Annotated in this window: 23 protein-coding genes and 1 pseudogene; 4 read left to right on the top strand and 20 right to left on the bottom strand. The window is 73.7% G+C overall.

Annotated features, from left to right (window positions below; genetic code table 11):
• Window positions 1–9: 9 nt before the first annotated feature.
• Genes ACIQVT_RS33965 through ACIQVT_RS34025 form a run of 13 tightly spaced genes read right to left on the bottom strand, consistent with a single transcriptional unit; the run spans window position 10 to window position 12,808 of the window.
• Window positions 10–315, bottom strand: a complete 306-nt coding sequence (locus ACIQVT_RS33965) for a putative quinol monooxygenase (RefSeq protein WP_403763340.1) — start codon at window positions 313–315, stop codon at window positions 10–12.
• A complete protein-coding gene (locus tag ACIQVT_RS33970; RefSeq protein WP_403763343.1) occupies window positions 315–1,280 on the bottom strand; it encodes an NAD-dependent epimerase/dehydratase family protein in 966 nt (321 codons plus the stop codon). Before ACIQVT_RS33970 ends, ACIQVT_RS33965 begins: the two co-directional genes overlap by 1 nt.
• Window positions 1,273–2,514, bottom strand: a complete 1,242-nt coding sequence (locus ACIQVT_RS33975; protein WP_403763346.1) for an MFS transporter — start codon at window positions 2,512–2,514, stop codon at window positions 1,273–1,275. Before ACIQVT_RS33975 ends, ACIQVT_RS33970 begins: the two co-directional genes overlap by 8 nt.
• On the bottom strand, window positions 2,511–3,812 hold the full coding sequence (locus ACIQVT_RS33980; RefSeq protein ID WP_403763349.1) for a hydrolase: 1,302 nt from the start codon (window positions 3,810–3,812) through the stop codon (window positions 2,511–2,513). The genes ACIQVT_RS33975 and ACIQVT_RS33980 overlap by 4 nt, the downstream gene beginning before the upstream one ends.
• Window positions 3,809–5,071 (bottom strand): ATP-grasp domain-containing protein, encoded by a 1,263-nt coding sequence (locus ACIQVT_RS33985; protein ID WP_403763352.1) that lies wholly within the window; start codon window positions 5,069–5,071, stop codon window positions 3,809–3,811. Before ACIQVT_RS33985 ends, ACIQVT_RS33980 begins: the two co-directional genes overlap by 4 nt.
• Window positions 5,059–6,039, bottom strand: coding sequence for a transketolase family protein (locus tag ACIQVT_RS33990; RefSeq protein ID WP_403763356.1), 981 nt, complete (start codon window positions 6,037–6,039; stop codon window positions 5,059–5,061). The genes ACIQVT_RS33985 and ACIQVT_RS33990 overlap by 13 nt, the downstream gene beginning before the upstream one ends.
• Window positions 6,036–6,854 (bottom strand): thiamine pyrophosphate-dependent enzyme, encoded by an 819-nt coding sequence (locus ACIQVT_RS33995; protein WP_403763359.1) that lies wholly within the window; start codon window positions 6,852–6,854, stop codon window positions 6,036–6,038. The genes ACIQVT_RS33990 and ACIQVT_RS33995 overlap by 4 nt, the downstream gene beginning before the upstream one ends.
• Window positions 6,851–8,707 carry a M20/M25/M40 family metallo-hydrolase gene (locus ACIQVT_RS34000; RefSeq protein WP_403763362.1) on the bottom strand — a complete coding sequence of 619 codons (1,857 nt, stop codon included), beginning with the start codon at window positions 8,705–8,707 and terminating at the stop codon, window positions 6,851–6,853. Before ACIQVT_RS34000 ends, ACIQVT_RS33995 begins: the two co-directional genes overlap by 4 nt.
• A complete protein-coding gene (argC, locus tag ACIQVT_RS34005) occupies window positions 8,704–9,774 on the bottom strand; it encodes an N-acetyl-gamma-glutamyl-phosphate reductase (protein ID WP_403763364.1) in 1,071 nt (356 codons plus the stop codon). The genes ACIQVT_RS34000 and argC overlap by 4 nt, the downstream gene beginning before the upstream one ends.
• Entirely contained in the window at window positions 9,767–11,086 is a 1,320-nt protein-coding gene (locus ACIQVT_RS34010) for a DegT/DnrJ/EryC1/StrS family aminotransferase (RefSeq protein WP_403763367.1), read from the bottom strand. Before ACIQVT_RS34010 ends, argC begins: the two co-directional genes overlap by 8 nt.
• Window positions 11,086–11,712: a degT/DnrJ/EryC1/StrS aminotransferase gene (locus ACIQVT_RS34015; protein WP_403763369.1), complete on the bottom strand. Its 627-nt coding sequence runs from the start codon at window positions 11,710–11,712 to the stop codon at window positions 11,086–11,088. Before ACIQVT_RS34015 ends, ACIQVT_RS34010 begins: the two co-directional genes overlap by 1 nt.
• Window positions 11,713–11,753: 41 nt before the next feature.
• Window positions 11,754–12,623, bottom strand: coding sequence for a RimK family alpha-L-glutamate ligase (locus ACIQVT_RS34020; RefSeq protein WP_403763372.1), 870 nt, complete (start codon window positions 12,621–12,623; stop codon window positions 11,754–11,756).
• Window positions 12,620–12,808 carry a lysine biosynthesis protein LysW gene (locus ACIQVT_RS34025; protein WP_403763375.1) on the bottom strand — a complete coding sequence of 63 codons (189 nt, stop codon included), beginning with the start codon at window positions 12,806–12,808 and terminating at the stop codon, window positions 12,620–12,622. The genes ACIQVT_RS34020 and ACIQVT_RS34025 overlap by 4 nt, the downstream gene beginning before the upstream one ends.
• Before the next feature lie 460 nt (window positions 12,809–13,268).
• On the opposite strand from ACIQVT_RS34025, the gene ACIQVT_RS34030 reads away from it, so the two are divergent.
• Entirely contained in the window at window positions 13,269–14,282 is a 1,014-nt protein-coding gene (locus ACIQVT_RS34030) for a LuxR C-terminal-related transcriptional regulator (protein ID WP_403763378.1), read from the top strand.
• Window positions 14,283–14,301: 19 nt separating this feature from the next.
• Here ACIQVT_RS34030 and ACIQVT_RS34035 read toward each other — a convergent pair whose 3' ends face one another.
• Both ACIQVT_RS34035 and ACIQVT_RS34040 read right to left on the bottom strand, forming a co-directional pair.
• Entirely contained in the window at window positions 14,302–15,330 is a 1,029-nt protein-coding gene (locus ACIQVT_RS34035; protein WP_403763381.1) for an esterase-like activity of phytase family protein, read from the bottom strand.
• Between the two features lie 64 nt (window positions 15,331–15,394).
• Window positions 15,395–16,315, bottom strand: coding sequence for a serine hydrolase (locus ACIQVT_RS34040; protein WP_403763384.1), 921 nt, complete (start codon window positions 16,313–16,315; stop codon window positions 15,395–15,397).
• 325 nt (window positions 16,316–16,640) lie between these two features.
• Here ACIQVT_RS34040 and ACIQVT_RS34045 point away from each other — a divergent pair, with 325 nt between their 5' ends.
• On the top strand, window positions 16,641–17,021 hold the full coding sequence (locus ACIQVT_RS34045; protein ID WP_403763388.1) for a hypothetical protein: 381 nt from the start codon (window positions 16,641–16,643) through the stop codon (window positions 17,019–17,021).
• A 51-nt stretch (window positions 17,022–17,072) separates the two neighbouring features.
• Here the strand turns inward: ACIQVT_RS34045 and ACIQVT_RS34050 are convergent, their stop codons facing one another.
• The 4 genes and pseudogenes from ACIQVT_RS34050 to speB form a co-directional block, all read right to left on the bottom strand.
• Window positions 17,073–17,996, bottom strand: coding sequence for a serine hydrolase (locus tag ACIQVT_RS34050; RefSeq protein ID WP_403763391.1), 924 nt, complete (start codon window positions 17,994–17,996; stop codon window positions 17,073–17,075).
• A 181-nt stretch (window positions 17,997–18,177) separates the two neighbouring features.
• Window positions 18,178–18,838 (bottom strand): annotated as a pseudogene (locus ACIQVT_RS34055) (GntR family transcriptional regulator); the annotation flags it as partial.
• Window positions 18,839–19,212: 374 nt separating this feature from the next.
• Complete coding sequence (locus ACIQVT_RS34060; RefSeq protein WP_403763394.1) at window positions 19,213–20,898, bottom strand: thiamine pyrophosphate-binding protein; 1,686 nt, start codon at window positions 20,896–20,898, stop codon at window positions 19,213–19,215.
• On the bottom strand, window positions 20,895–21,875 hold the full coding sequence (gene speB / locus ACIQVT_RS34065) for an agmatinase (RefSeq protein WP_403763396.1): 981 nt from the start codon (window positions 21,873–21,875) through the stop codon (window positions 20,895–20,897). The genes ACIQVT_RS34060 and speB overlap by 4 nt, the downstream gene beginning before the upstream one ends.
• Before the next feature lie 212 nt (window positions 21,876–22,087).
• On the opposite strand from speB, the gene ACIQVT_RS34070 reads away from it, so the two are divergent.
• Together ACIQVT_RS34070 and ACIQVT_RS34075 are read left to right on the top strand one after the other, a co-directional pair.
• Entirely contained in the window at window positions 22,088–23,611 is a 1,524-nt protein-coding gene (locus ACIQVT_RS34070; RefSeq protein WP_403763398.1) for a PucR family transcriptional regulator ligand-binding domain-containing protein, read from the top strand.
• Between the two features lie 78 nt (window positions 23,612–23,689).
• The gene (locus ACIQVT_RS34075; protein ID WP_403763401.1) at window positions 23,690–24,481 is read left to right on the top strand and encodes a phosphatase; all 792 of its coding nucleotides are present in this window, start codon (window positions 23,690–23,692) and stop codon (window positions 24,479–24,481) included.
• 82 nt (window positions 24,482–24,563) lie between these two features.
• Here the strand turns inward: ACIQVT_RS34075 and ACIQVT_RS34080 are convergent, their stop codons facing one another.
• Window positions 24,564–24,998 carry a hypothetical protein gene (locus ACIQVT_RS34080; RefSeq protein WP_403763404.1) on the bottom strand — a complete coding sequence of 145 codons (435 nt, stop codon included), beginning with the start codon at window positions 24,996–24,998 and terminating at the stop codon, window positions 24,564–24,566.
• Window positions 24,999–25,405 lie beyond the last annotated feature (407 nt).

Here is a 25,405-nt window from a genome sequence, read left to right on the forward strand (position 1 = left end):
ATGCGGATTTCATCCCTCCGCAACAATCGGGGGCACCGGACGGACGGGGTGCACCTCGCGTTCGACGCGCGGCAGCAGCTCCGGGACGTAGATCTCCCGGATGGCCTCGCCGGAGCCGTGCGCCTCCCAGTGGGCGCGGTCCGCCCACCGCTCCACCAGCACGAACCGGGCCGGGTCCGCCTGGGACGCGTACGCCTCCCAGGCGACGCAGCCGGCCTCGGCCAGGCACAGCGGGCGCATCCGGGCCAGCGCGCCGGCGACCGCCGGTATGTCGCCGGCCTCGCGGACCCGCACGATCACCACCAGGTCGAACATCAGCGCCCCCCGGTGGCGCCGGCGCCGGACCGCTCCGCCACGGTCCGGGCCAGCTCGGGCAGCCACTCGGCGGCCGGCGTGAACCGGTGGCCCAGCGCCGCCGCGCGGCCGGTCGCCATGCCGAAGTCGGCCGGGCAGGAGAACGGGGACAGGTCCGGGTCACCGGCCGCGTCCGCCTTCTCCACCACCCGGGCCGTGCGCCCGGTGACCGCCTCCACCGCACGGCACACGTCGTGGACGTCGACGGGATCGGGCGAGGCCACGTTGACCGCGCCGGTGACACCGGAGACGGCCGCGGAGGCGAGGAAGGCGGCCACCTCCCCGGCGAGGGCCAGGGAGGTACGGCCGGGGCGGGCGTGGGCCACGACGGGCCGCCCCTCCCGGATGCGGTCCACGTGGAAGCGGAACCGGCCGGTGAAGTCGTCCTCGGCGGCCAGCACGTGCGCCACCCGGGCCAGCACCACCGGCACCCGCGCCCGGTCCACGAGCACGGCCTCGGCCTGCCGCTTGCCCTCGCCGTAGTTGGCGTCCAGGTAGGCGGGGTCGGCCCAGGGCAGCGCGGTGTCGTAGGCGTAGCGCGCCGGGTCCAGCTCCTCCTCGCGGGCGAAGGCACTCATGGGCGGGGCGGGCGGCCGCCAGCGGAAGGTGTCCGCGTTGTACACCTCCATGCTGCTGGTCAGCACGATCTTCCCGGCGCGGCCGGCGAAGGCCGCGCAGGTCTCGGCGGCGGCCAGGGGCGTGTAGCACATCTGGTGCACGACGGCGTCGAACCGCTCCCCGGCGACGGCGGCGGTCAGCGCGCCGGGGCTGTTCACGTCGGCGCGCAGCCGCCGCACCGCGTCCCCGAAGGGGTCGGGGGTACGGCCGCGGTTGACCACCGTGACCCGGTGCCCCGCGTCCAGCAGCCGCCGCACCAGCAGCTTGCCCACGAACCGGGTGCCGCCGACGACGCAGACGTCAGGCATCCGCCGCCACCGCCTCCAGCGGGTCCGGCGCGGCGGGGACGTCCCGGCCGCCGGCGGGCTCCCGGTCGGCCAGGCACACCAGCGCGCAGCCGGCCGCCACCACGGCGGCGACGTACCAGTTCGCGCCGGGCACGCCGAGCGAGCGGGACAGGTCGAACAGGACGCCTGCGAGCAACGAGCCGGCCATGTTCCCGGCGCTGCGGAAGAAGTGCATGGCGCCCATGGCCTTGGCGAGCCGGTCCTCGGGGACCTTGTGGGCGACCCACATGTCGAACGACGGCACGAACAGGATGTCACCGAGCACGACGGTCAGGCAGCCGGCGAACACCCAGCCGGCGCCGCGCCCGGCACCGAAGGCCAGGAAGGCCAGGGTCATGCCGGTCAGGCCGATCGCCATGACCGTGCCGGGGTTCAGCCGCTTGATGAGGGTCTTGAACAGCGGGTACTGGAGCACGAGCACGGTCAGGCCGGTGACCCAGAACGGCGCGGAGGGCGCCCAGCCGGGCACGTAGGTCTCCATGTGCAGCGGGATGCCGACGATGAAGCCGATCGACAGGAACCAGAACACGGCCGACAGCAGGAAGTAGCGGGTGGCGCCGCGCACCTCGATGCCCTTGAACACCGCCGTGCTGAACAGCGGGGGACGTTCGGCCGCGGCCGCCGCGGTGCCGGCCGGGGGCCGGAACCCGTCACGCGGGATGAACGCCGAGGAGGCGAGGCAGAAGCCGATGAAGATCGCGAACACCACGGAGAACAGGACGCGCAGGTCGACCCCGGCCAGCGCGCCGCCGAGCAGCGCGCCGCCGAGCAGGCCGACCTGCGCGGCCATCTGGAACGTCGACAGCGCCTTGGGCCGCTCGTCGTCCGGGTAGGACACGAGGACGTTCTTCAGGCCGGGGAAGGCGGTGCCGGAGCCGAAGCCGATGAACAGCGCGAGCACGCTGTAGGCGACCACGCCGCTGCCGAAGCCCATCAGGAACAGGGCCGTCGCCTCCAGGGCGGTGCCGGCGAACACGGCGCCGCGGATGCCGACGCGGGCGGCGACACCCTCGTAGAAGAAGGTGGCGAGGAGGCGTCCCACATAGGTCATGCACATCACCACACCGGCCCACAGGCCGCTGTCGGTGTCCCCGAGGGAGGCGACGAAGAGGGGGAACCAGATGTAGTTGCCGATGTGGGCGAGGAAGATGCCGGCGTTGATGCCGATCAACGCCCGCCTGCGTTCAGTGGTCACGGCGTGGCCTTTCCGTTCGGTGCGGTGGCGCGCAGGCCCGCGATGGCGCGCGCGAGGGCGGGGCGGTCCACCGGCACACCGCGGACGACGGTGGCCAGCGGCAGCGCGGTCAGGGGCGCGCCGGGGGCGTGGAGGTTGTAGGTGGCGTCGGCGCCGGGGGCGAGCGGCCCGGCCGGGGAGGCCCCGCCGCGCAGCTCGTCGAAGTAACGGCGGCCGCCGAAGGTGGCGTGGTGGCGTAGCGCCCCGTCGAGCGCGGGGTCGTCGCCGCGCAGGAGGGCGAGTTCGCTGAGCAGCGAGTAACCGTGGAAGGCGCCGGTGTTGCCGGAGTCGGTGCCGACCAGCAGGCTGCCGTCGCGCAGGGCGGCGAGCGCGTTGCGGCGCATGTCGGCCAGGGCGGCGGTACGGCTCTCCTGGCAGCCGAACCCGATGCCGTACGGCTTCTCGATGCCCCGGACGAAGTCCAGGTTGGCCGGATCCTGGGTGAGCGCGAAGCTCTCCCTGCCGTACTCGGCGAGGAACTCCTCGCCCGTCATGACCATCGGGCGCAGACCGGCCAGCGTGGAGACGAACCGGGCGCCCGCCAGCTCCGCCCGTTCGGCCGCGCCCAGGGTGCGGTCGCGCACGGTGTGGGCGAAGAGCCGGAAGCCGCACGCGTAGGCCCAGCGGGTCTCCTGGAGGGTGTTGCAGTCGATGACCGCGGGGATGCCGCGCTCGGCCGCCGTCCGGGCGGTGAACCGCAGCACCTCCTCCGACAGCCGGGAGAACTTCACCGGGCTGCCCGGCTGTTCGGTGCCGTCGGTGAACATCACCTTGAGGAAGGTGCCGCCGCGCGCGGCGTTGGCCCGCAGCGCCTGCTCCAGGTCGGCCTCGACGCCGATCATGTACACCGGCGCCGGGAACTCGACGCCGTGTCCGGTGCGTCCGGCGGTGTCGGTCAGCGCGGTGACCGCGTACCCGCAGTGGACGATCTCCGGGTACGGCCACGGCGAGGCGGCGGCCCCCTCCCGCCAGGCGTCGGCGACCAGGGGGAAGCCGAACATGTCCACCACGTGGGTCACCCCGTGGTAGAGGTACTGCAAGGCCACGATCCGCGGATCGTCGGCGGTGTCGTCCCAGTTGGCGGGCAGCGAGACGTGGGCGTGGGTCTCGGTCAGGCCGGGCCACAGCTCCGGCTCCCCGCCGCGGCGGGGGCCGGTGGGCTCGATCCGGGCGAGGACGCCGTCCTCGACCGTGACGTCGAAGACGGCGTCGGGGTCGAGGCCGGGGACGGCGACGCCGGTGAGTGCCCGCCCGCTCACCGGGCCACCTCGACCCGCATCCCGAGGTCGATCAGGTCCAGGGCCTCCTCGCAGCGCTTGTTGACCTCGGTGCGGTCGGCTCCGGTGAAGATGACGTGCCCGATCCAGTCGAAGTTGGAGCGGGACAGCCGGGTGACGGCGGTGCCGGGCTTCTTGTAGGCGAGGGCGTGGTGGTAGCCGGGCAGGGCGGTCAGCGCGTCGAATCCGATCCGCTCGACCGTGCCGGCGACCGGGGCGCCGAACCAGTGGCCGCCGGCCGTGGTGTCGCCGGGGAAGGGCAGCTCGGGGCGCTCGCCCAGGGCCTGCCGGATGACCTCCAGGTAGGGGTCGACACCGGAGCTGAGCTGCATCAGGGTCGGCACGATCCCGCCGATGAGGCGGCCGTTGACCTCGCACAGCACCGGGCCGTCCGGGCCGAGCAGGTACTCGGTGTGGATGAAGCCGAAGTCCACGCCGAGTCCGGCCAGGACGCGGGTGGTCATGGCGAACAGCTCGTCCTGGAGGGGGTGCCCGGTGAAGTAGGTGGCGCCCATCTCGATGAAGTGGGGGAAGCCGCTCAGCGGCCGATCGGTCAGGCCGAGGTTGACGATCTCGCCGCCGCCCAGCACACAGGACTCCACCGAGATCAGCTCGCCGGTGACGAACTCCTCGATCAGCACGTCCGGGATGCGCGTCACGCCGCGCCCGTAGTCGGCGACGTCCCGCAGCTCGGCGAGGTAGCCGCGCAGGTCCTCCTCGTCCTTCAGGTGCAGCACGTGCAGGCTGGCGGTGCCGTCGGACGGCTTGACCACGCAGGGGAAGCCGATCTCGCGGACGGCGGCCTCGACGGCCGCCGGGTCGTCGGCGTCGGCGACGTGCGCGAAGCGCGGCTGGCGGATGCCGGTGCCGTCCAGGGTGAGGCGGGTGAGGTGCTTGTGACGGGCGTTGCGGGCGCCGTCGACGCTCATGCCGGGCAGGCCGAGCGCCTCGGCGACGGCCGCGGTGTGGACGGTGTGGTACTCGCTGTACGTGGTCACCCCGTGGACCGGGTTCTCCGCGTGCAGCCGGCGGGCCAGCGCCGTCAGCTCCTCGATGGAGAACGCCTCCTCGCTGTGGACCACGTGGCAGTTGGGGTGCGCGTAGGCGGCCTCGGCCAGCGGGGAGGCGCCGAGGTAGAAGCCGGGGTCGACCGAGACGAGCGTGACGTCGTGGCCCAGCTCCAGGGCGTTGGCGATGCCGGCGATGCCGTTGGGGTTGCATTCGATCATCAGGATGTGCATGCCAGGCTCCTTGGGTGGTGGGTGGCGTGGGGGGCGGCGGCGCGGGTCAGCGCGTCCAGGACGGCGGCCAGGTCGAGGCCGACGGCGGCCATGACCTCGGGGTGGTCGCCGCCGTGCGAGGGCCAGCGGCGGTCCGCGGCGACGGAGGTGACCTCGCAGCGGGGCAGCAGCAGGGCCAGCGCCTCGGCGACGCCGCCCTGGCCGCGGTGTTCCTCGACGACGACGAACCGGCGGTGCCGGCGCGCCAGTTCCGCCGCGGAACGGGTGAGGTGCTCGTGGTCGGCGTACACCAGGTGCGCGTGCGCGGTGCCCGGTGTCCGGGTCCTGGCCTCGACGGCCAGGCGGGTGCCCTCCTCGCCCACCGACACCAGGCAGACGGCGTCCGGTCCGGCCGTGGACTCCCAGTTCACGTCCGGGAGTTCCGCTCCGGCGGGCAGCGGGAGGGAGGCGTAGCGGGCGTTGCGCCCGGTGCGGATGTAGTGCGGGCGCCCGGAGCGGGCCGCGGCCCGGACCACCGCGCGCATCTCGGCCTCGCCGTGGGGCGCGGCGACGGTGACGCCCGGGATGGCGCGCAGCACCGCGAGGTCCTCCAGGCAGTGGTGGGTGGTGCCGAACCAGGCGCCGGAGACACCCGCGTACGGCGCCACCACGGTGACCCCGGCGTTCAGGTAGCCGAGGGTCAGCTTCAGGCTCTCGGCGGCGCGCAGCGCGGCGAACGGCGCGAAGGTGCTGACGAACGGGCGGTAGCCGCCCGCGGCGAGGCCCGCCGCCATGTCGACCATGGCGCCCTCGGCGATCCCGAGGTTGAAGAAACGGCCGGGGTGGGCCGCCTGGAACGGGTGGCCCTTGCCGCCCAGGTCCGCCTCCAGGCAGAGGATCGCGGGATCGTCGACGGCGAGCCGGGTCAGCTCGTCGCGGTAGGCGTCCCGGCCGGGGAGCGGGGCGGGGGCGTCGGTCACGGCGGTCATCGGATGGCTCGCTTCCACTTGGCGGCGCGGGCGGCGTCGATGGTCACGTAGTGGGAGCCCGCCCGGCCCTCCACGGCCGGCACGCCCTTGCCCTTGACGGTCCGGGCGAGGACGGCCAGCGGCCGGTGCTCGGCCCGGCGGTCGCCGGCGAGGACCTCGGTCAGTGCCGCGTGGTCGTGCCCGTCGACCTCGGCCACGTCGAACCCGAAGGCGGCGAACCGCTCGGCGAGCCGGGGCAGCGGCGAGATGTCCGCCACCAGGCCGTCGTTCTGGCCGCCGTTGACGTCCACGACGAGGACCAGGTTGCCCAGCCGCTGCGCGGCGGCGACCTGGCAGGTCTCCCAGACCAGGCCCTCCTGGAGCTCGCCGTCGCCGGCCACGGCGATGCCGAGGCCGCCCTGCCCGCCGATCCGCCGGGCCAGTGCCCAGCCGGCGGCGTAGGGCACGCCGTGGCCGAGGCTGCCGGTCGGGAACCGGACGCCCGGCACCCCGGGCCCGGGGTGCCCGGTGTAGGGCTCGCCGGCCCGGCCGTAGCGCGGCGCCGGGTCGTCCGGCAGGACGCCGCTGACGTGCAGCGCCGCGTACAGTCCGGCGGCGGCGTGGCCCTTGCTGAGCACGACCTCCGTGCCGTCGCCGGCGGCGGCCCGGTCCAGGGCCACGAGGAGGATGTCCAGCACGGACAGGCTGCCGCCGAGGTGGCAGCCGCGCGGACCCGCCGCCATGTCGACGACGAGCCGGCGGGCCGCCACGGCGCGTTCGGCGAGGGTGGCGAGATCGGCCCGGGAGGTGACGGGCCGCTCGGTCACGGCGGTCATCGACGGCTCCCCTCGGGCAGCGAGAACCACCGGTTGACCGCGTCGGCGAGCAGTGAGCGGGCGGTGCGGTACTCCATGGCGCCGATGCGCTCCTCGTCGGTGTGGTCCAGGGCGGAGTCGCCCGGCCCGTACGCCACCATCGGCACGTCGTGCCAGGTCGTGGCCAGGGTGTTCATGTCGGAGGTGCCCTTCTTCACCACGAACCGGGGCCGGATGCCGGCGTCGGCGAAGGCCCGGGTGAAGACCTTCACCAGCGGCCCGGAGCGACCGCCGGCGTAGCCGGGCGTGGCCCGCAGCACCTCGACGGTGACGTCGTCGCCGGTGTGGGCGAGCGCGGCGGCCCGCAGCGCGTCCAGGTCGGCGCCGGGCGGGACACGGAAGTTGAGGACGCCGGTGCCCCGGCTCCGCTGCCGGCCTGTCTCGCTGCCGACCTCGATGACGGCGCTGAGCGCGTCCGGCGCGGCGGCCAGGACGTCGGCCCGGATGGCGGCCAAGGCGTCGATGAGGCGGTCCGGCGCGGACACCGCGTCCATGCCGGCCGAGTGACCGGTGGTCACGGCGGCCGTCACCCTCAGCTTGAACAGCCCGAAGTAGCCGAGGGTCAGCTTGTGCGCGCCACTGGGCTCGCCGATGACGACCGCGTCCGCCGGGTAGTGGTCACGGGCGTGGAAGGCGCCCTTGGAGGAGGAGATCTCCTCCTCGACCGCGCCGACCACGACGAGCCGGCCGTCCTCGGGGATGTCGGCGTGCGCGAGAACCTCCAGGAACGCGGCGAGGCTGGCCTTGGCGTCGACGCTGCCCCGCCCCCACAGCTCCTGTCCGCGCCAGGCGGCGGGCCACCGGTGCGGGACGGTGTCGAGGTGGCCGAGGAGCAGCAGCCGGCGGGGGCCGCGGCCGCGGGCGGCGACCAGGTTGCCGACCGCGTCGACGTGGGCCTCCATGCCGCGCTCCCGGCACCATTCGGCGAGGTAGGCGGCGAGTTCGCCCTCGTCGCCCGAGACCGACGGGACACCGACGACCCGGGTGAGCAGGGTGAGGTCGGCGGTGGGCTGCCGGGTGCGCCAGAAACGGGTCCAGCCGGCGAGGTCGCCCATGACGTGCGGGCCGGTGATGGCCACGTCCGCGCTGCCGCCCTCCAGGGCGATCTCGGCGGCCCGGACCTTCTGCCGCATCCTGCCCCCGGCGTAGCGCGCCGCGTCGCCGGGATAGGCGTCGGACAGCGTCGAGGCCGGGTCGGCCGGGTCGGTGAGCAGCCCGGCGGTGCCGGTGACCAGGCGCAGGTGGTCGGCGTCCAGGGCGAGGGCGAGGACGGCGGCCAGCACGTCGGCGTCGACGTTGAGCGGGGCGCCGCCCGCCGCGTCGGCGACCGGCGGGGACAGGCAGACGACGTCGTACGCCTCCAGCAGGGCCGTCAGCCGGGCGGTGTCCGCCTCGGTGGGCAGGCCCGCCCGGTGGTCGCGGACCACGACGGACCGGCCCTCGGCGGTGCGGACCTTCAGCGGGCGGTTGGCCCGGCCGGTGACCAGCCGGCCGCGGGAGGCGACGGCCGTGAAGGCGTCCAGTCCGAGCTGCCTGAGGCCCTGCTCGACGGCGGGCAGGGTGACCCGCTCGTAGGCGTCGACCAGGTGGGCCATCTCCTCGGGCGGGCAGTAGCGCACCTCGTCACCGTTCGCGAGCCGCAGCCGGGGCATCGGGCGGCCGATGGCGGTGTAGTGCCGTTCGATGCCGGTGGCGCCGCCGGCGATCAGCAGCACCCGGGCACCGCGGGCCACCAGGTCCGCGATCTCCTTCAGCACGGTGCCGCGGTCGAGGGTGGCGCTGCCCGCCTTGACGACGTAGAGGGGGCGGGTCATGGCGACACCGCCGTGGTGGGCAGCCCGGCCGCCTCGGGGAAGCCGGAGATCAGGTTCATGGCCTGCACGGCCTGCCCGGCGGCACCCTTGATCAGGTTGTCGAGGGCGGCCACGGTGACGCACTGGCCGTCCCGGACGGCGATGGCGACCTCGGCGACGTTCGAGCCGACGACGGCCTTGAGCATCGGGAAGTCCTGCGGTGCCTTGGGCGCCGGACGCACCCGGACGAACGGCCTGCCGACGTACGCCTTGGCGTAGGCGCGCTTGACGTCCAGCGCGGTCACCCCGTCGCGCAGCTCGCTGTAGGCGGTGATCATGATGCCGCGGGCCACGTCGAGACTGTGCGTGGAGAAGCGCAGGTCGACGGCGGTGCCGGTGAAGTCGGCGAGGGCCTGCCGGATCTCCGGGCCGTGCCGGTGGCCGTGCAGCTTGTGCACGCGGAAGTTGCCGGTGCGTTCCGCCGGGGGTTCGCCGCCGCCGCGTCCGCCGCCGGTGGAGCCGGTCTTGGCGTCGACGACGACCCGGTCGGTGACCAGCGGCTCGTCCTGGGCGAACAGCGGGTACAGGGCGTAGACCGTGGTGACGGCCATGCACCCGGGCAGGTTGACGAAGCGGCCCTCGGGGACGGCGGGGCTCAGCTCGGGGACGTAGTAGGCGAAGTCCTCCAGCGGCGGGTGGACGGCGGTGGCCGGGTAGTGCCGGCGGATGTCGCCGGTGTCCCGCAGCCGGAAGTCGCCGCCGAGGTTCAGCACCCGCTTCGCGTGCCCGGCGATCAGCGGCAGCCGCTCGGGCAGGGTGCCGGTCGGCAGGCAGCCGAAGGCGATGTCGACGGGGTCGACCTCCGCCAGTTCGGCGAGCGGGCGGAAGGTGAGGCCGGCCGCCCGCGGGTGGTTGCGCAGCCAGGGGTGGACGCTGCCGACGGCGGCGCCCGCGGCGCGCTCTGCCGACAGGAACGCCAGCTCGACGTGGGGGTGTTCGAGCAGCAGGCGGATCACCTCGCCGCCGGTGTAGCCGCTGGCGCCGATGACGGCGACGCGGATCGTCTGGTGCGGGGCCGTGTCAGCCAAGGCGGGCCGCCTTCTCGTACGGGCGCCGGTACGCGCGCGTCTCGACGAGCTTGCGGATCGCGTCGGGCCGGCGGGCCACCTTCCGGAAGGCGTCGGCGTAGCGCAGGATGCGCTCGTACTCGACCGGGGAGCGCAGCTCGCGGCAGAGCACCAGGGTGGAGTCGAGCATGCCCAGCGTGACGGGGAAGTCCTGCGGGCGGTGATCGCGCACGGCGGCCGGGTTGAGCGTGAACGGATAGCCCCCGCCGAAGCCGTCCCGGTGCCGGAAGGGCAGGTGGCACGGGATCGGGGTGTTCTGCCACTCGCGGGCCGGCACGCCCTCGGCGACGAGCAGTTCGTGCGCCGCCTCCTTCACCGCGAACACCGGCAGGTCGTCCAGTCCGACCGCCTCGGGGCGCAGGGTGATCCGGTACATGTTGTAGGCGTGGACGTGGCCGTCGGGCACGTGCGGCGCCGCGAACAGGCCGGTGCCGTCCAGGGCCTCGCCGAGCAGGGCGGCGTTGCGGGCGCGGATCCGGTCGTAGTACGGCAGGCGGCGCAGCTGGCTGCTGCCGAAGGCGGCGGCGACCCAGGACATGCCGTAGTCGATGCCGTGCCGCTCCAGGTAGGCGGTGGCGCGCTCGTACGCCTCCCCGGTGGCGAAGAAGGCGATGCCGCCCTCGCCGCCGAGCGGGAAGTTCTTGTCGGCCATCAGGCTCTGGCCCGCCGCGTCGCCGAGGGAGCCGGCGACCCGGTCGCCGATCCTCGCGGAGTGGGCGTGCGAGGCGTCCTCCACCAGGGCGATGCCGTGGCGGTCCGCGAGGGCGCGCAGGGCCGGCACGTCGGCGGGCAGGCCGTGGACGTGCACCGGCATCAGGGCGCGGGTGCGGTCGGTGACCGCGGCGGCCGCCGCCGCGGGGTCCATGCAGTAGGTGACCGGGTCGATGTCGACGAAGACCGGGACGGCGTGGGCGGCGACGACGGCCTGGGCGGTGGCGATGAAGGTGAACGCCGGGACGATCACCTCGTCGCCGGGCCGGACGCCCGCGCCCACCAGGGCCATGTGCAGGCTGGAGGTGCCGCTGGCGGTGGGCAGGGCGTGGGCGGCGCCGACGTACGCCCGGTAGGCCTCGGCGAAGTCGGCGACGACCTTCTCCGGGGCCTGCCGCTGGGCGAGCATCAGACCGAAGACGTCTTCCTTGGTGATGACCGGGAAGAGCGTGCGGCGCAGCGCCTTGGGGATCATCTCGTCCCCGCCGAGGGCGGCGAGTTCCTCCTCGACGGCGGCGGCGTCGGGAAGCGGCAGCGGGGCCGCGGGAAAATCGGTGATCATCAGTGGGCTCCGGAGGCGGCGGGTCGGGCCGCCTGGGTCAGGGCCATCCGCGCGCAGGCGGCCACGAGCGGGCTGAGCCGGTAGTTGAACTGGACGCCGGGGACCAGGGAGAGGTCGGCCTCCTCCTGCGTCCACATGGTCCGCAGGTCGTGGGCGCCGAAGATCTTCAGCCGTTCGGCGCGGGCCCAGATCAGCTCGTCGTCGGTGAGCACGGCGGCGGCCGGCCCGAAACCGAGCCCGGTGAGGTCCACCACCAGCGCGGGGGCGGTGGCGCCGGCGGCCAGCTCGGGCAGGCGGTCGGCGTTGTCCGGGCCGAGGGACACGTGGTCGTACGTCACCGGGCCGCCGTCGGCCGTGACGGTGACGCCGAGCCAGGCGAGGAACGCCCGGCCGGCGTCGTCGATGTCGGGGACGACGGCGGTGCCGCCGTGCCCGATGCCCTGACCGGCCAGGGCGGCGTGCAGGGCGCCGGTGCGGCTGTTGAGGAGGACGGCCCTGGCGCGCCCGGTCCGCTTGGTCAGCAGCCGTTCCAGACCGGGCAGTTCCCGGTCGCTCTTCTCGATGCTCATGACCACGCCCGAGGTGAGGACGCGGGTGAGCACCGTGGCGGTGTCGAACAGTTCCATGGGTGTCGGTTCTTCTCCGGTCTTGTGCGGGCCGGTCCGGGTCACAGGGCCGCGGCGGCGAGCTGTTCCGCGACGTACGCGGCGAGCAGGCCGGCGACGTCCACGCCGTGCCGGGCGGAGGAGCGGGCGAACTCGGGATTGGCGTTGACCTCGAGGACGAGCAGGTTCCCGGTGGCCCGGTCCTCGACCAGGTCCACGCCGTAGAAGCCGGGGCCGAGGACGTCGACGACCTGCCCGCAGAGCTTCTCGATCTCGGGGGTGACCTCGGTGCGCCGGACCTCGGCGCCCAGGTGGGTGTTGGTGCGCCAGTCGTCCGAGACGCGCTGGATCGCCACCACGGGGCTGCGCCCGACGACCACCACCCGCAGGTCGTGGCCCGGCTTGTCGACGTACTCCTGGACGACGACGGGGAACAGCTTGCCCGAGGCGTCCGCGGACTCCCGGCCGCCGGCCCACGCCTCGACGCACTCGGCGTTGGCCATCTTGGTGACCCCGCGTCCCCACGAGCCGCTGACCGGCTTGACGACGGCGGGCAGGCCCAGCTCGGTGACGCGTGCGCGGACCTGGTCGTAGCTGAAGGCGTGCCGGGTGGCGGGGTGGGGGATGCCGTGCCGGGCGAACAGCAGGGCCTGGAGGCCCTTGTCGTTGCAGGTCTCGATGGCCGCCGCCCGGTTCAGGGTGGTGACGCCGGCGTGTTCCAGCCGGCGCGAGACGCTGATCGCCTCGCGGTGGGAGAGGTTCCTGATCAGGGCGAGGGCGGCCGGGCCGGCCTCCCCCGCCACGACCGCGGAGAGGTCCTCCAGGAGCAGCGGACGGGCCGCGAGCCCCTGGGCGCGCAGCGCCCCGAGGAGGAGTTTCTCCTCGGGACGCAGCATCGTGACCGAGAGCAGGACCTGGTCGGCGACCGTCACTCGCCCCAGTCCTCTTCCACCTCGGGAGCGAGGTCGAGGCGTACCACGGCACCGGACTTCTCGACCACCTCGTGTTCCTGCCCGCAGGCGGCGCACTCGGTGATCTCACCCTTCTCCCAGTCCTCCTGGACCTGGAATTCGGTATCGCACACGAGGCACTTCGGGGCCATTACAGCAAGGCTCATTCGTTGTCTCCTCACAATTTCGACATGCGGACATGGCCGTACGGCGTTTTCCTACGTATTTCTTACGACCGTCGCGCACGCCGGTCGGCCCCCCGGCCGGCACGCGCTGACAATCGGTCGTCCGCTGAGCGGATATGACGTGACGTCAGCCGACGTCGCCGTCGCTCATCCCCAGCTGTCGTCGCTCATGTGCGTGACCGCGCCGGCGGCCGCCGTTCCGGCGTCGCGGCCGGCACCGAGAAGGCCGGCGGAGAATGCGAGGGCCGCGGTGAACACCGCGACGGCGCCTGTGAATCTGCGGACCAACTGAGAGCGCTTCATTTCCAGTCCCCCCTGGATACGTGCGGGCGGCCATTCAAGTGATCGCCGCCCTGCACAGAAAGAATGCCGCGCCGGGGAAGTTGCCGGAAGCGATACCAGGCCTCATGATCATGCATTGCAGAAGTGCGAAGGGGGCGTCGTGTGCAGCAAAACGGACATAGGTGAGGGTGGCGGCCAAACAGAGCTCTGCCCGGAGGGCGCGGAGTTCTACCGGAGCGCCGTACGGTCCGGGAGGGCCGCGCGGGAGCGCGTCCCGGAGTGTCTGCTCACGCTCGGCCTGCTGACGCCCGCGGTGGGTGACGAGCGGACGCTGGTCCCCGTGCCGCCCGAGGTGGCCACCGCCGCCCTGACCCGGCCCCTGGAACAGGGCATCCTCGACCACCAGCGGGCCCTGACGGCCGTCCGTACGACGATGTCACAGGTGGAGGGCGTCTACCGGGACCTGCGCCGCAACGACGCCGACGTGGTGCAGCGGCTCACCGGAGAATCGCTGATCACCGCGGCGGTGGACGAGGCCGCCCGGTCCGCCGTCCGCGAGGTGCTGACCGCGCACCCCGGCGGCGGCAGACCCGAGCACATGCTCGTCCGGTCCCTGCCGCTCGCCCTCGAGGCCCAGCGCAGGGGCGTGCTCCAACGCCGGCTCTACCAGCACACGGTGCGGGCCCACGGCCCGACGCTCGACTACATCAAGGCCGTCACCGCCGTCGGTGTGCAGGTGCGCACCGTGGACGAGGTCTTCGACCGTTTACTCATCTACGACCGCGAAGTGGCGTTCATCCCCGACATGGAGAAGGAACACCGCGACCACGCCCTGCGGGTCACCGACCCCGGACTGGTGCACTTCCTCGTCTCGGTCTTCGAGCACGCCTGGGAGCGGGGCGACCCGATCGTCTACGGGCAGGACCAGCAGCGCCCCCGACTGCTCACCGACGAGACCCGGCTGCGGGTGCTGCGCCTCATGGTCGACGGCTACACGGACGCCGCCATCGCCGGCCGGCTCGGCATGAGCACCCGCAGCGTGGCCACCCACCTGAAGAAGGTGTCCGACCTGCTCGGCAGCAAGAGCCGGGCCCAGCTCGCCTATCTGACCGCCCAGAGCGGCCTCCTGGACGAGCCGGAGCCCGGCACGGGCGACGGCCGGGACGGGTCCTGACCGCCGGGCGGCTCCCGGGTCAGGTCGTGCGCACCCGCAGGAAGTACAGGCGGGTGGTCTGGGCGGCGTTCTGGTTGTCGTCGCTGACCAGCAGGACCCGCAGGCGGCCCGCGCGGTCCCGGCCGGTGACCGTCATGCCCTCGATGTTGTCGAGCAGCGGGTTGGGCTGCGGCTGCCGGGCCGTCGCGCCCAGGGACGGGCAGTCGGCGATGTCGGCCAGCAGCGTCTTGGCGGCCGGGCGGACACCGTCCTGCCCGGTCAGGTGCTCGACGCTGCGGGTGTCCGTGGCGTGGCGCGGGTCGGCCAGGTAGAGGCGGACAGTGTTGCCCACGCCGGGGGTGAAGCCGCGTTCCAGGACGAGGAGGCGCCCGCCGGGGATCGCCTGGACCTCGGGGACGCCCAGGCCGGCGTCGGTGCGGTAGGCGTACTGGGCGGCGAGCCGGAACCGGCCGTCCGCGGCGCGCCGCCAGGTCTGGAAGCGGACGGTGCCGGCGGCGTCGCCGGACAGCGCGGACTCCATGGAGGCCACCAGGGTGCGGCCGCCGGGCAGCAGCGTCAGGCCCTCGAAGGTCTGGTTGGCGGTGGCGCGGCCGGCCGGGGCGGTGCGCAGGGAGGGCGGCACCGGGAGCCGGTCGAGGATCCGCCCGTCGCGGGTGTAGCGGCGCACGGACGGCTCGGTCTCGGAGGTGATCAGCCGGGTGCCGTCGCGGTCGACCACCAGGCCCTCGGAGTCGAGGTCGGCGCCCGTCTCGTCGGCGAGGTGGACGGCCGACTCGGGCCGCAGGGTGCGGGCGTCCAGGCGGAGCAGGACCGAGCGGTCCTCCAGCGCCGCGAGCGAACCGTCCCGGTCCACGGCGAGGGCGGAGAGGTTGCCGACGAAGGTGCCGTCGTACGTCGTCTTGTCGAGCGCGTCGGAGAAGCGGTCGAGCTGGACACGCGGTGAACAGGCGTGGCCGGACGGTGTGCCGGCGGCGGCCGGCCCGCCGGAGAGGCAGGCGGCCACCGCCAGTGCGGCGGTCAGGCTGGTGAGTAAGGTTCTCGGGCGCATGCCGGTCACCGTAGGCCGGATCGGTGTCCGGCGGGAGACCGCCCCGTGAAACCGCGGCCCCGGATCAGCCCCGAGGCGGTACGGCGACGAACGCCTCGCTCGGCCGGCCGGTCGGGGTGTAGCGGGTGACACCGGGGGCGGCCGGGACCAGGTCCTTGTGGATGGCCCGGGACACGTTCTGGATGGTGGCGACGCCGTAGTCCATCGTGCTGTCGTCCTGCGTCAGCACGGTGATCATGTAGTCGTGGCCGGCGCCGTTGAAGGTGCCCAGGCTGTGCACCCGCCAGCCGTGCGTGGAGCGCTCCAGCCAGCCGTTCTTGACGTGCACGGAGACCGACGACGGCGCACCGGCCGGGGTGCCCCAGCGCTGGTCCGCGACGACCTGACCCATCAACTTCAGGACGTAGGCACGGGAGTTGTCGCTCAGCACGCTGTTCCTGGCGGTGACCAGCTTGAGCAGCTTCTGCTCGTCCGTCAGGTTCTCCTGGGTCAGCCCCCAGTAACCGTCCGCGCCCGGCACGGTCTTCGTCATCCCGGCGGCGGTCAGGAAGCCCTGGATCTTCGCCACGCCCAGTTGCTTCCACAGCTTGCTCGTCGCGTCGTTGTCCGACTCGGTGATCATCGCGGTGGCGAGCGTGGACTCGGTGTCGGTCAGGTACCGGTTCTGCTTCTTGGCGTCCCACAGCAGCGCGGCCAGCACGGTCACCTTGACACTGCTGGCCGAGTCGAAGGCCGTGCCGGCGTTCAGCGTGCAGGTGGTGTCCGTGGCACGGTCGTACAGCCCGACGGCGACGGTGCCCTCGCGGCCGGCCAGGGCGGTCGTGATGTCCTTGGTCAGCTTGTCGGCCAGCCCCGCCTTCGCGGAGGAGCAGCTGACGGCGGGCGTCGGCGCCGCCGCGGCCGGGAGGGCGGTGGTGCCGGCGAGCAGCGTGGCACCGAGGGCGGTCGCGAGCGCCCCGGCTCGGCCGGATATCCGGTGGGTCATGAAGAGCTTTCCCCCTTGAACGTCGTTCTGGGCGTCCTGCGGTCGTAGCGCCGGCCGCGACACGCGCCGACGGCTGCACGCATGTTCGCAGGCACGGCAGTTCGGCGACGCGGGGGGCCGGGCATCGGGACGGGAGCCCGTCGGCGAACCGGACGAACAAGGGCGACACCGCCGCTCGGGCGGCCAGTTCCGGCCATCCGGCGCGCCCGCGTGCACTCGTGCGCCCCCGCCGTACCTCTTCCCCCACCGCCACCGGCACCGCGAGGCTCGGCGCCACGGCCGCCGCCCCGCTCCGGGGCGCGGCACGATCAGGGAGGGGAAGACGATGGGGACCACACGAGGCAGACGTCGCGCCGTGACGGGAGCCGTCCTCGCACTGCTGGCGGGGCTCGGCGCCGTCGCGGCCGCGCAGACCCCGGCGGCGGCGGCCACCGGGGACGTGCTGATCGTCCAGAAGGGCAGCACGGGCAACCTGGTGACGCTTCAGACCTTCGTGTTCCTGCCGGGCATGACCGAGCAGGCGGACGGCGTCCAGGCCGGAGCCACCCAGTTCGCGGTCACCAACCTCACCGACCGGGCGCTGACCCTGACCGAGCGGACCCCGGCGGGCGCGGTCGTCCACGCCGACACGGTCGCCGCCGGCAGGTCCGGCACGTTCGCCGTGACGGGCGGCGACACGGTGGCGCTGACCGTACCGGCCGGCTAGGCCCCGGCCCGGCCCGGCCCGCCGACCCTCCCGGGGCCGGCGGGCCGTGCCTCAGCCCTGCGGCGGTACGGCGACGAACGCCTCGCTCGGCCGGCCGGTCGGGGTGTAGCGGGTGACACCGGAGGTGGCCGGGACCAGGTCCTTGTGGATGGCCCTGGACACGTTCTGGATGGTGGTGACGCCGTAGTCCATCGTGCTGTCGTCCTGCGTCAGTACGGTGATCATGTAGTCGTGGCCGGCGCCGTTGAAGGTGCCCAGGCTGTGCACCCGCCAACCGTGCGTGGAGCGCTGGAGCCAGCCGTTCTTGACGTGCACGGCCACGGACGACGGCGCACCGGCGGGAGTGCCCCAGCGCTGCGAGGAGACGACCTGGCCCATCAGCTTCAGGATGTAGGAGCGGGAGTTGTCGCTCAGCACGCTGTTCTTGGCGGTGACCAGCTTGAGCAGCTTCTGCTCGTCGGTGACGTTCTCCTGGGTCAGACCCCAGTATCCGCCCGACCCCGGGACGGTCTTGGTCATCCCGGCGGCAGTCAGGAAGCCCTTGATCTTCGTCGTGCCGAGCTGCTTCCACAGCTTGCTGGTCGCGGTGTTGTCCGACTTCGTGATCATCGCCTTGGCGAGCGACTGCTCCGTGGTCGTCAGGTACCGGTTGTGCTTCTTGGCGTCCCACAGCAGCGCGGCCAGCACGGTGACCTTGACGCTGCTGGCCGAGTCGTAGGCACTGGTGGCGCGCAGCGTGCAGGTGGTCTTGGTGCCGCGCTCGTACAGGCCCACGGCGACGGTGCCCTTGCGGTTCGCCACCGCGGCCGTGATGTCCTTCTTCAGCTTGTCGGCCAGCCCCGCCTTGGCGGACGTGCAGGTGACGGCGGGCGTGGCGGCGGCGGCCGGGGTGGCGGCGGTGACGGCCGACACCAGCAGCGCGGCACCGGCGGCGGCCGCGACCACACCGGCCCGGCCGGATATCCGGTAAGTCATGGAAAAAGTCCCCCTCGAACATCGAACAGGCGTCCTTCACGACGCCGTCGAGCGCACCCATGCGCTGTCGAGGAAGACTCACCGGCGGGGCGGACGGTTGTACACCAGTTCTGGGGGCGGATGTTCGAAGGTCCGGCGACACGGGGCCGGCCTGCCGAAGGGAGCCGAGGTCGTCCGCGCCTCAGGCTTCGAAGTCGTACTCCAGCACGTGGGCGGACGAGTCCAGCACCATCTCGTCGACCTCGACGGCCAGCCCTTCGGAGTCGAAGGCGGTCCGCGCGATCAGTACGACGGGCACTCCCACGGTCAGCGCCAGCCGCTCAGCCTCGTCCCGCGCCGGCATCCGGGACCGGATCTCCTCCCGGAAGCGGACAGGGCCGTGCCCCAGCTCGGCCAGCCTGGCGTACGTGCCTCCCGGCCCCGTCTCCGGCCGGATGACCGGCGTGCCGGCGACGAGGGCAGCCGGGAGGTAGGACGTGGACAGGAGCACCGGCTTACCGTCGAGCACGAAGCGGCGCCGACGCACGCAGGCCGACGCGTCGTCACCGAGTCCCAGCACGGCAGCCACGGCGGCCGGCGCCGGCTCCTCCGTCACCTCGACCGAGTCGACCACCAGCTCCCGGTCCCCGATGTCGGCGGACCAGACGGATCGTCCCTCACCCCACTGCGCGCGGGCGAGCCGCTCGATCCCCCTGCGCCGCACGGGCCTGAAATCCCGGGCGAACACCCCGGCCCCCTCGCGCGCCTCGGCGATGCCCTCCGCCTGGAGAAACCCCCAGCGCCTTCCGTGCCGTCATCCGGGCGACGCCGTGTTCAGCCATGAGGTCGTTCTCCGTAGGCACCGGGCCCCGTGTCGGACGGCAACGCCTGCCCACCGCCCGAAGGTTCCGGCATGTCCGAGGCCAACTGGTGGATACCCACGGCCCGCGCAGCGCCCGACGCGCCCGCGCCCTCCCGCGCACCCCACTGACCGAGTGGAAGATCGACGGCGAAGTCACCGACATCGCTGAGCTGTTGCTCTCGGAACTGGTCGGCTCCGCGTGGAGGTCGCCGACACCGACCGCACCCGCCCGCCGGCGAGAACGGCGGCTGACGACGACGAGCACGGTCGTGGCCTCGCCGTCATCGGCGCCCTGGCCGTGCGCTGGGGCTGCTGCCCGCGTCGGCACGGCATCGGTCAGGCGGTCCGGGCCGAGCTGCTGTTGCCGGGTGCCGGTCAGCCCAGATGCGTCGGGGCGAACATCCTCAGTACCGCCGGGAGTACGACCACCGACGGGCCGGGGGCCGCCAAGGCCTTCGTCAGGTCCCGCTCCAGGGTTTCCGGGGTCGTGCGGACGGCCGGGACGCCGAAGGACTCGGCGAGGGTCACGAAGTCCGGGCCGGTCAGGTCCGTCGCCGTCGTCCGGCCGAAGGCCTGCGTCATGTACTCGCGCAGGATGCCGTAGCCGCCGTCGTCGACGATCAGCCAGGTGACCGGGAGGTCGTGCTGGCGGGCCGTGGCCAGTTCCGCGACGGAGTACAGGGCGCCGCCGTCGCCGGACACCGCCAGGACCGGGCGGGTCGGGTCGGCGGTCGCCGCGCCGAGCGCCGCCGGGAAGGCGTACCCGAGGCCGCCGGCACCCTGGGCCGAGTGCATGGTGTTGGGGCCCTGGGCGTCGAAGGCGGACCAGGCCCAGTAGGCCAGGACGGTCATGTCCCAGAAGGACGGGGAGTCGGCGGGCAGGGCGGCGCGGACGGCGGCCAGCACGTCCTGTTCCAGGGTGAGTTCCTGGGATGCGATACGGTCCGCGACCCTCGTGAGGAGGTCCCGCACCCGGCCCGGCGCCGACGGGTCCGTCCGCTCCCGCACCGTCTCCAGCAGGGCCTGGAGGGCCGGGCGGGCGTCGGCGTGGATGCCCAGGGCCGGGTGGTTGGACTCCAGTTTGCCGGCGTCCGCCTCGATCTGGATGACTCGGCCGCGGGGCCTGAACGTGTGGTAGTTCGAGGAGAGTTCACCGAGGCCGGAGCCGACCACGAGGAGCACGTCCGCGTCCTCCAGGAAGTCCGTGGTGTGCCGGTCCTCCAGCCAGGAGCGCAGGGACAGCGGGTGCTCCCAGGGGAAGGCGCCCTTGCCGCCGAACGTCGTCACCACGGGCGCGTCCAGCTTCTCGGCCAGCAGGCGCAGCTTGCCCGACGCGTCGGACCGTACGACCCCGCCGCCCGCGACGATCACCGGGCGCTCCGCGTGCGACAGCAGGTCGGCGGCCACCGCCGTCAGTTCGGGGCGCGGGGCGAGGTCCTCGGGGGTCGCGTCCATCGCCGTCACCACGGGCAGGGACGTCTCCGCGAGCAGCACGTCCTGCGGGATCTCCACCCACACCGGTCCGTGCGGGACCGTGAGCGCCGACTTCCAGGCCGCCGCGACGGCGGAGGGGATCTGGGACTGGGTGCGGACGGTGTGGACCGACTTGACGACACCCCGGAACGAGGCCGCCTGGTCGGGGAGTTCGTGGAGGTAACCGTGCCGGCCGCCGCCCAGGCCCGCCGTCGGGATCTGGCTGCTGATCGCCAGGACGGGGGCGGAGGCGGCGGCCGCCTCCTGGAGGGCGGCGAGCGAGGTCAGGGCGCCCGGGCCGGTCGACAGCAGCAGCGGGGCCGCCTCGCCGGTGATCCTGCCGTAGGCGTCCGCCGCGAAACCCGCGTTGTTCTCCATCCGCAGGCCGACGTAGTGGAGCCGGGAGCGGCCCAACGCGTCGAACATGCCGAGGGCGTGCTGGCCGGGCAGGCCGAACACGGTGGTCGCGCCGAGCCCGGCCAGCGTCTCCACGACCAGGTCCCCGCCGATGCGGCCGGCGGGCGGGTCCAGCGCGGCCCGCGTCTGGGCGGGCGTCGGGCGGAGCACCTGGTCGTGGTCGTGGGTCACTTGGCCGCCGCGTCCTTCCGGGCCGCCGCGATCTGGCGGCTCATGATGGTGGTGAGTTCGTACGCCGTGTGGGAGGCGGCGACCGAGGTGATCTCGGCGTGGTCGTACGCCGGCGCCACCTCGACGACGTCCGCCGAGACCAGGTTGCAGGAGGCCAGGCCGCGCAGGATCTCCAGCAGCTCGCGGGAGGTCATGCCGCCCGCCTCCGGGGTGCCGGTGCCGGGCGCGTGGGCCGGGTCGAGGCAGTCGATGTCGATGGAGATGTACAGCGGGCGGTCGCCGATGCGCTGGCGGAGCTGGTCGGCGATCTCGTCGGCGCCGCGGCGGTAGACGTCGGCGGAGGTGACGATGCCGAAGCCCATCTTCTCGTCGTCGGTGAGGTCCTGCTTGCCGTAGAGCGGGCCGCGGGTGCCGACGTGGGACAGGGCCTCGGTGTCGAGGATGCCCTCCTCGACGGCGCGGCGGAAGGGGGTGCCGTGGGTGTACTCGGCGCCGAAGTAGGTGTCCCACGTGTCGAGGTGGGCGTCGAAGTGGAGCAGGGCGACCGGGCCGTGCTTCTTCGCGACCGAGCGGAGCAGCGGCAGGGCGATGGTGTGGTCGCCCCCGAGGGTCATCAGGCGGGCGCCGGTGCCGAGCAGCTCGTCCGCGGCGGCCTCGACGGTCTCCACGGCCTCGTTGATGTTGAACGGGTTGACGGCGATGTCACCGCCGTCCGCGACCTGGGCGAGGGCGAACGGGGAGGCGTCCTGCGCCGGGTTGTACGGGCGCAGCAGCCGGGACGCCTCGCGGATGGCGTTGCCGCCGAAGCGGGCGCCCGGCCGGTACGAGACGCCGGAGTCGAACGGCACGCCCACGACGGCGACGTCGGCGGTGCCGACCTCGTCGAGGCGGGGCAGCCGGGCGAAGGTGGCGGGGCCGGCGTAGCGCGGGACGCGGGAGGAGTCCACGGGGCCGCGGGGCGTCTCGTTGCTGCTCATGGTCGAATGCCTTCTTTCCTGCGCTTCGTCACGCATGTACTGCTTTCCCACGACTCTACTGGTGAGCCGGGCCAGGTTCGGACGCGAGTTCGTAAGGGGTGCGCCCCGAGGGGGTGAGCTGCCGTTCCCCGTCGACCCTAGGTGGCCGGGACGCGGCTGCGAAGAGTACGTTTCCTCCACAGGGGCGGAGCGGAATGGAGGAAACGCACACCATGCCGGAGACGACCACCCCGGCGGTCCCGCCGACCCCACCCGTGCCGCTCGCCGCCCTGCTGGCCCGGGAGGACCTCGGCCTGCGGCAGATCGCGGGCCCCGCGGACCCGGGCACCGCCGTCCACTGGGCGCACACCTCGGAGATGGCCGACCCGTACCCCTACCTGCTGGGCGGCGAGCTGCTGCTGACCGCCGGGGTGCACATCCCGGAGGCGGCGGACCGGGAGGCGTACTTCGACGCCTACGTCTCCCGGATCGTGGCCGCGGGCGGCGCGGCCCTCGGCTTCGGCGTGGCTCCGGTGCACGACACGGTGCCCCGCGCCCTGGCGGCGGCCTGCGACCGGCACGGCCTTCCGCTGCTGGAGGTCCCGCCGCAGACCACCTTCTCCGGTGTGGCCCGCGCGGTGTGGCAGCTGATGGCGCAGGCGCGGCTGGCCGAGCTGCGCCGGGTCACGGAGGCCCAGCAGAGCCTCGCCGCCGCTGCCTCGCGTCCCGACCCGGTGCCGTCGGTGCTGCGCCGGCTGGCCCAGCGGCTGGGCGGGCACGCCGTTCTGTACGGTCCCGACGCCGCCGCGATCGCGGCGGCGGGCCGCGAGCCGGCGCGGGGCGTGCCCGAGGCCCTGGCGGAACTGACCGGCGTGGTCAGACCGCCGGCGGGCGGCACGCCGGGCGGTGCACCCGGGCCGCTGCCCGCCTCCGCCACCGGCACCCTCGGCGCCGCCCACCTCGCCGTCTACCCCCTCGGCTCCGGTGAGGGGTTCGTGCTCGGGGTGGCCACGCCCCGCCGGGAGCCCGGCGACCACACCATCGCCTCCGTGGCCGCCGTCCTGCTGTCCCTGCTGACCGGTGAGCACCGCAGCGGCACCGGCGCCGCCCGGTCCGCCGCGCTGGTACGGCTGCTGCTGGGCGCCCCGCCCGAGGAGGTGGCGCCACTGCTGGGTGCCGGCGAATGGCTGGTCGTGCACGCCCGCCCGGACCCGCGGACCCCGCCCGGGCCGGAACGCGGCTGCCCGCACGACGCCGTCTCCGCCTCCGCCCTCGGCGCCGCCCTCGGGTCCCCGTTGGTCGACGCCGGCCCGGACGTCGTCCGCGTCCTGGTGCCGGCCGGCCGGGAACCGCGGCCGCAGCCCGGCTGGACGCTCGGGGTCAGCGCCGCCGTGCCCCCGGGCGACTGGCCGGCCGCGGACACCCAGGCCGCGCACGCCCTGGCCCGGGCCCGCGCCACCCGGGCCCGCCTGGTCCGGCACGGCGCCCGCCCGGCCCTGACCGATCTGGTGCCCCCGGACCAGGCGCGGGCGCACGCCCGGACGCTGCTCGCACCGCTCGCCGGGCAGCCGGCGCTCGCCGAGACCCTGCGCGGCTGGCTGTCGCTGCACGGCAGTTGGGACCGTACGGCGGTGGCGCTGGGCGTGCACCGCAACACCGTGCGGCAGCGGATCGCCCGCTGCGCGGCCCTGCTGGCGGCCGACCTGGACGACCCGGACGTACGGATGGAACTGTGGTTCGCGCTGCGCCGGGAGTGACGGACGCGGCGGCGTGACGCCCGTCCCAGCGGGCGATACGCGAGGACGGGCGCGGGGTGCTGCCCCACAATGGGAGCCATGCCGATATCCGGGACACCCAGCCGCGCCCAGCTCGTCGACCACCTGGTGAGGACCCGTATCGCGGGGGACGTCGCCACGCCCCGTGAGAACAACCTCTCCCACTACCGCCAGCTCGCCAACGGCGTCCGCGGTTTCTGGTTCGGTCTGGAGCTGGGCGACCGCTGGACGGACGAGCAGGACGTGCTCGCGGTGATGGCCGAGCGGGTGGGCGTCAACGACGACCCGGAGTACCGGTACGGGCAGGACACCATCGACCCCGAGCTGACCGTGGACGCGCTGGAGCGCATGGCGGGGCGGCTGCGCAAGGCTGCCGAGGGGCGCCAGCGGGTGTTGTTCGCGACCGGGCACCCGGGCGGCCTGCTGGACGTGCACCGGGCCACCGCCGCCGCGCTGCGGGCCGCCGGCTGCGAGATCGTCGTCATCCCGGAGGGGCTGCGGACGGACGAGGGATACGTCATGCAGTTCGCCGACGTGGCGGTGCTGGAGCACGGGGCGACGCTGTGGCACACGCACTCCGGGGAGCCGATGCGGGCGATCCTCACCGGACTCGACCGGGAGGGGCGCGCGATGCCGGACCTGGTGGTCGCCGACCACGGCTGGGCCGGGTTCGCGGCACAGCGCGGGCTGGACGCCGTCGGGTACGCCGACTGCAACGACCCGGCGCTGTTCCTCGCCGAGGCCGAGGGGACGCTCCAGGTCGCCGTACCGCTGGACGACCACGTGGTCAGCCCCCGCCACTACGACCCGATGACGGCTTATCTGCTGACCCAGGCGGGACTTCAGGCCTGAGGTGCTCATGTGCCGACGTGCCGCGGCGTGCGGTCCGGCCGAGAACCGGAAGCCGCACGCCGCGCGGGTCGGACAGGGTCAGTCAGCGGTTGCCGTGACCGCCATTGCCGTGGTCACCGCCGTAGCCGTTGCCATGACCGCCATCGCCGTGGTCACCGCCGTAGCCGTTGCCGTGGTCACCGCCGTAGCCGTTGTCATGGTCGCCGTGGCCGTAGCCGTAGCCATAGCCGTAGTCGTCATTGTCGTTGTGGTGACGCCGACCGCCGTAGTCGTCGTTGTTCCACCAGTTGTTGTCGTGGTCCCGGTTGTTGTGGCCCCAGTTGTTGTGGCCCCAGTTGTTGTTGCCCCAGTTGTCGTGGCCCCGGTTGTCGTTGTCGAAGTGACGGCTGTAGCTGCCACTGTCGTGGTGGTCCGACGACGCCGACGCGGTGCCCGCCCCGGCGATTGCGGCTCCGCCGGCCAGCAGCAGACCGGCCGCCGACGTCGCGACGAGACGCCTCGTGCGTAGTGATCGCATAGGAGATACCTTCCGTTCCCATCGTCTCTCGCGGCTCCCCGCGGGGAGCGTCACGAGGTGGATGGCCGGCGCCGTCATGACGAAGGGGAAGTGGCGGCGCGGTCTTCGGATGTCACCGCTGCGTCATGAGCGGCACGACGCTTCGCCGGCGCCTGCGCCCACCCGTGCGTCGTGGCGCCTTCGGGTGCCGCGGCTGAGGTACGGGACGCACCCACACCTCGCCGGCCGAGCATGCCGTTCACTGCGGCTTTCACTCATAGAGCCTAGTCCCGCATGCGTCGTACGTCACCTTGGGCAACATATGTCGCGTCATCCGGTGTGCGGACCGGCGGTCCCCGCCGCGGAGTCGTGCCAGTCCCCCACGACACAAGGGGACGGGCGGGTTCCCCGGACCGGGGTTCCCGCCC

The sequence above is a fragment of the Streptomyces sp. NPDC100445 genome, assembly GCF_044759735.1.
Taxonomy (GTDB): Bacteria; Actinomycetota; Actinomycetes; order Streptomycetales; family Streptomycetaceae; genus Streptomyces.

Excerpts from the sequence above, each read along its gene's own strand:
- ACIQVT_RS33990 (WP_403763356.1), bottom strand. The coding sequence starts at position 6,039 with ATGACCGCCGTGACCGACGCCCCCGCCCCGCTCCCCGGCCGGGACGCC.
- ACIQVT_RS34010 (WP_403763367.1), bottom strand. The coding sequence starts at position 11,086 with ATGATCACCGATTTTCCCGCGGCCCCGCTGCCGCTTCCCGACGCCGCC.
- ACIQVT_RS33985 (WP_403763352.1), bottom strand. The coding sequence starts at position 5,071 with ATGCACATCCTGATGATCGAATGCAACCCCAACGGCATCGCCGGCATC.
- ACIQVT_RS34080 (WP_403763404.1), bottom strand. The coding sequence starts at position 24,998 with ATGCGATCACTACGCACGAGGCGTCTCGTCGCGACGTCGGCGGCCGGT.
- ACIQVT_RS34050 (WP_403763391.1), bottom strand. The coding sequence starts at position 17,996 with ATGACTTACCGGATATCCGGCCGGGCCGGTGTGGTCGCGGCCGCCGCC.
- speB (WP_403763396.1), bottom strand. The coding sequence starts at position 21,875 with ATGAGCAGCAACGAGACGCCCCGCGGCCCCGTGGACTCCTCCCGCGTC.
- ACIQVT_RS34000 (WP_403763362.1), bottom strand. The coding sequence starts at position 8,707 with ATGACCCGCCCCCTCTACGTCGTCAAGGCGGGCAGCGCCACCCTCGAC.
- ACIQVT_RS33995 (WP_403763359.1), bottom strand. The coding sequence starts at position 6,854 with ATGACCGCCGTGACCGAGCGGCCCGTCACCTCCCGGGCCGATCTCGCC.
- ACIQVT_RS34070 (WP_403763398.1), top strand. The coding sequence starts at position 22,088 with ATGCCGGAGACGACCACCCCGGCGGTCCCGCCGACCCCACCCGTGCCG.
- ACIQVT_RS33965 (WP_403763340.1), bottom strand. The coding sequence starts at position 315 with ATGTTCGACCTGGTGGTGATCGTGCGGGTCCGCGAGGCCGGCGACATA.
- ACIQVT_RS34035 (WP_403763381.1), bottom strand. The coding sequence starts at position 15,330 with ATGCGCCCGAGAACCTTACTCACCAGCCTGACCGCCGCACTGGCGGTG.
- ACIQVT_RS34025 (WP_403763375.1), bottom strand. The coding sequence starts at position 12,808 with ATGAGCCTTGCTGTAATGGCCCCGAAGTGCCTCGTGTGCGATACCGAA.
- ACIQVT_RS34015 (WP_403763369.1), bottom strand. The coding sequence starts at position 11,712 with ATGGAACTGTTCGACACCGCCACGGTGCTCACCCGCGTCCTCACCTCG.
- ACIQVT_RS34075 (WP_403763401.1), top strand. The coding sequence starts at position 23,690 with ATGCCGATATCCGGGACACCCAGCCGCGCCCAGCTCGTCGACCACCTG.
- ACIQVT_RS34045 (WP_403763388.1), top strand. The coding sequence starts at position 16,641 with ATGGGGACCACACGAGGCAGACGTCGCGCCGTGACGGGAGCCGTCCTC.
- ACIQVT_RS33970 (WP_403763343.1), bottom strand. The coding sequence starts at position 1,280 with ATGCCTGACGTCTGCGTCGTCGGCGGCACCCGGTTCGTGGGCAAGCTG.
- ACIQVT_RS34040 (WP_403763384.1), bottom strand. The coding sequence starts at position 16,315 with ATGACCCACCGGATATCCGGCCGAGCCGGGGCGCTCGCGACCGCCCTC.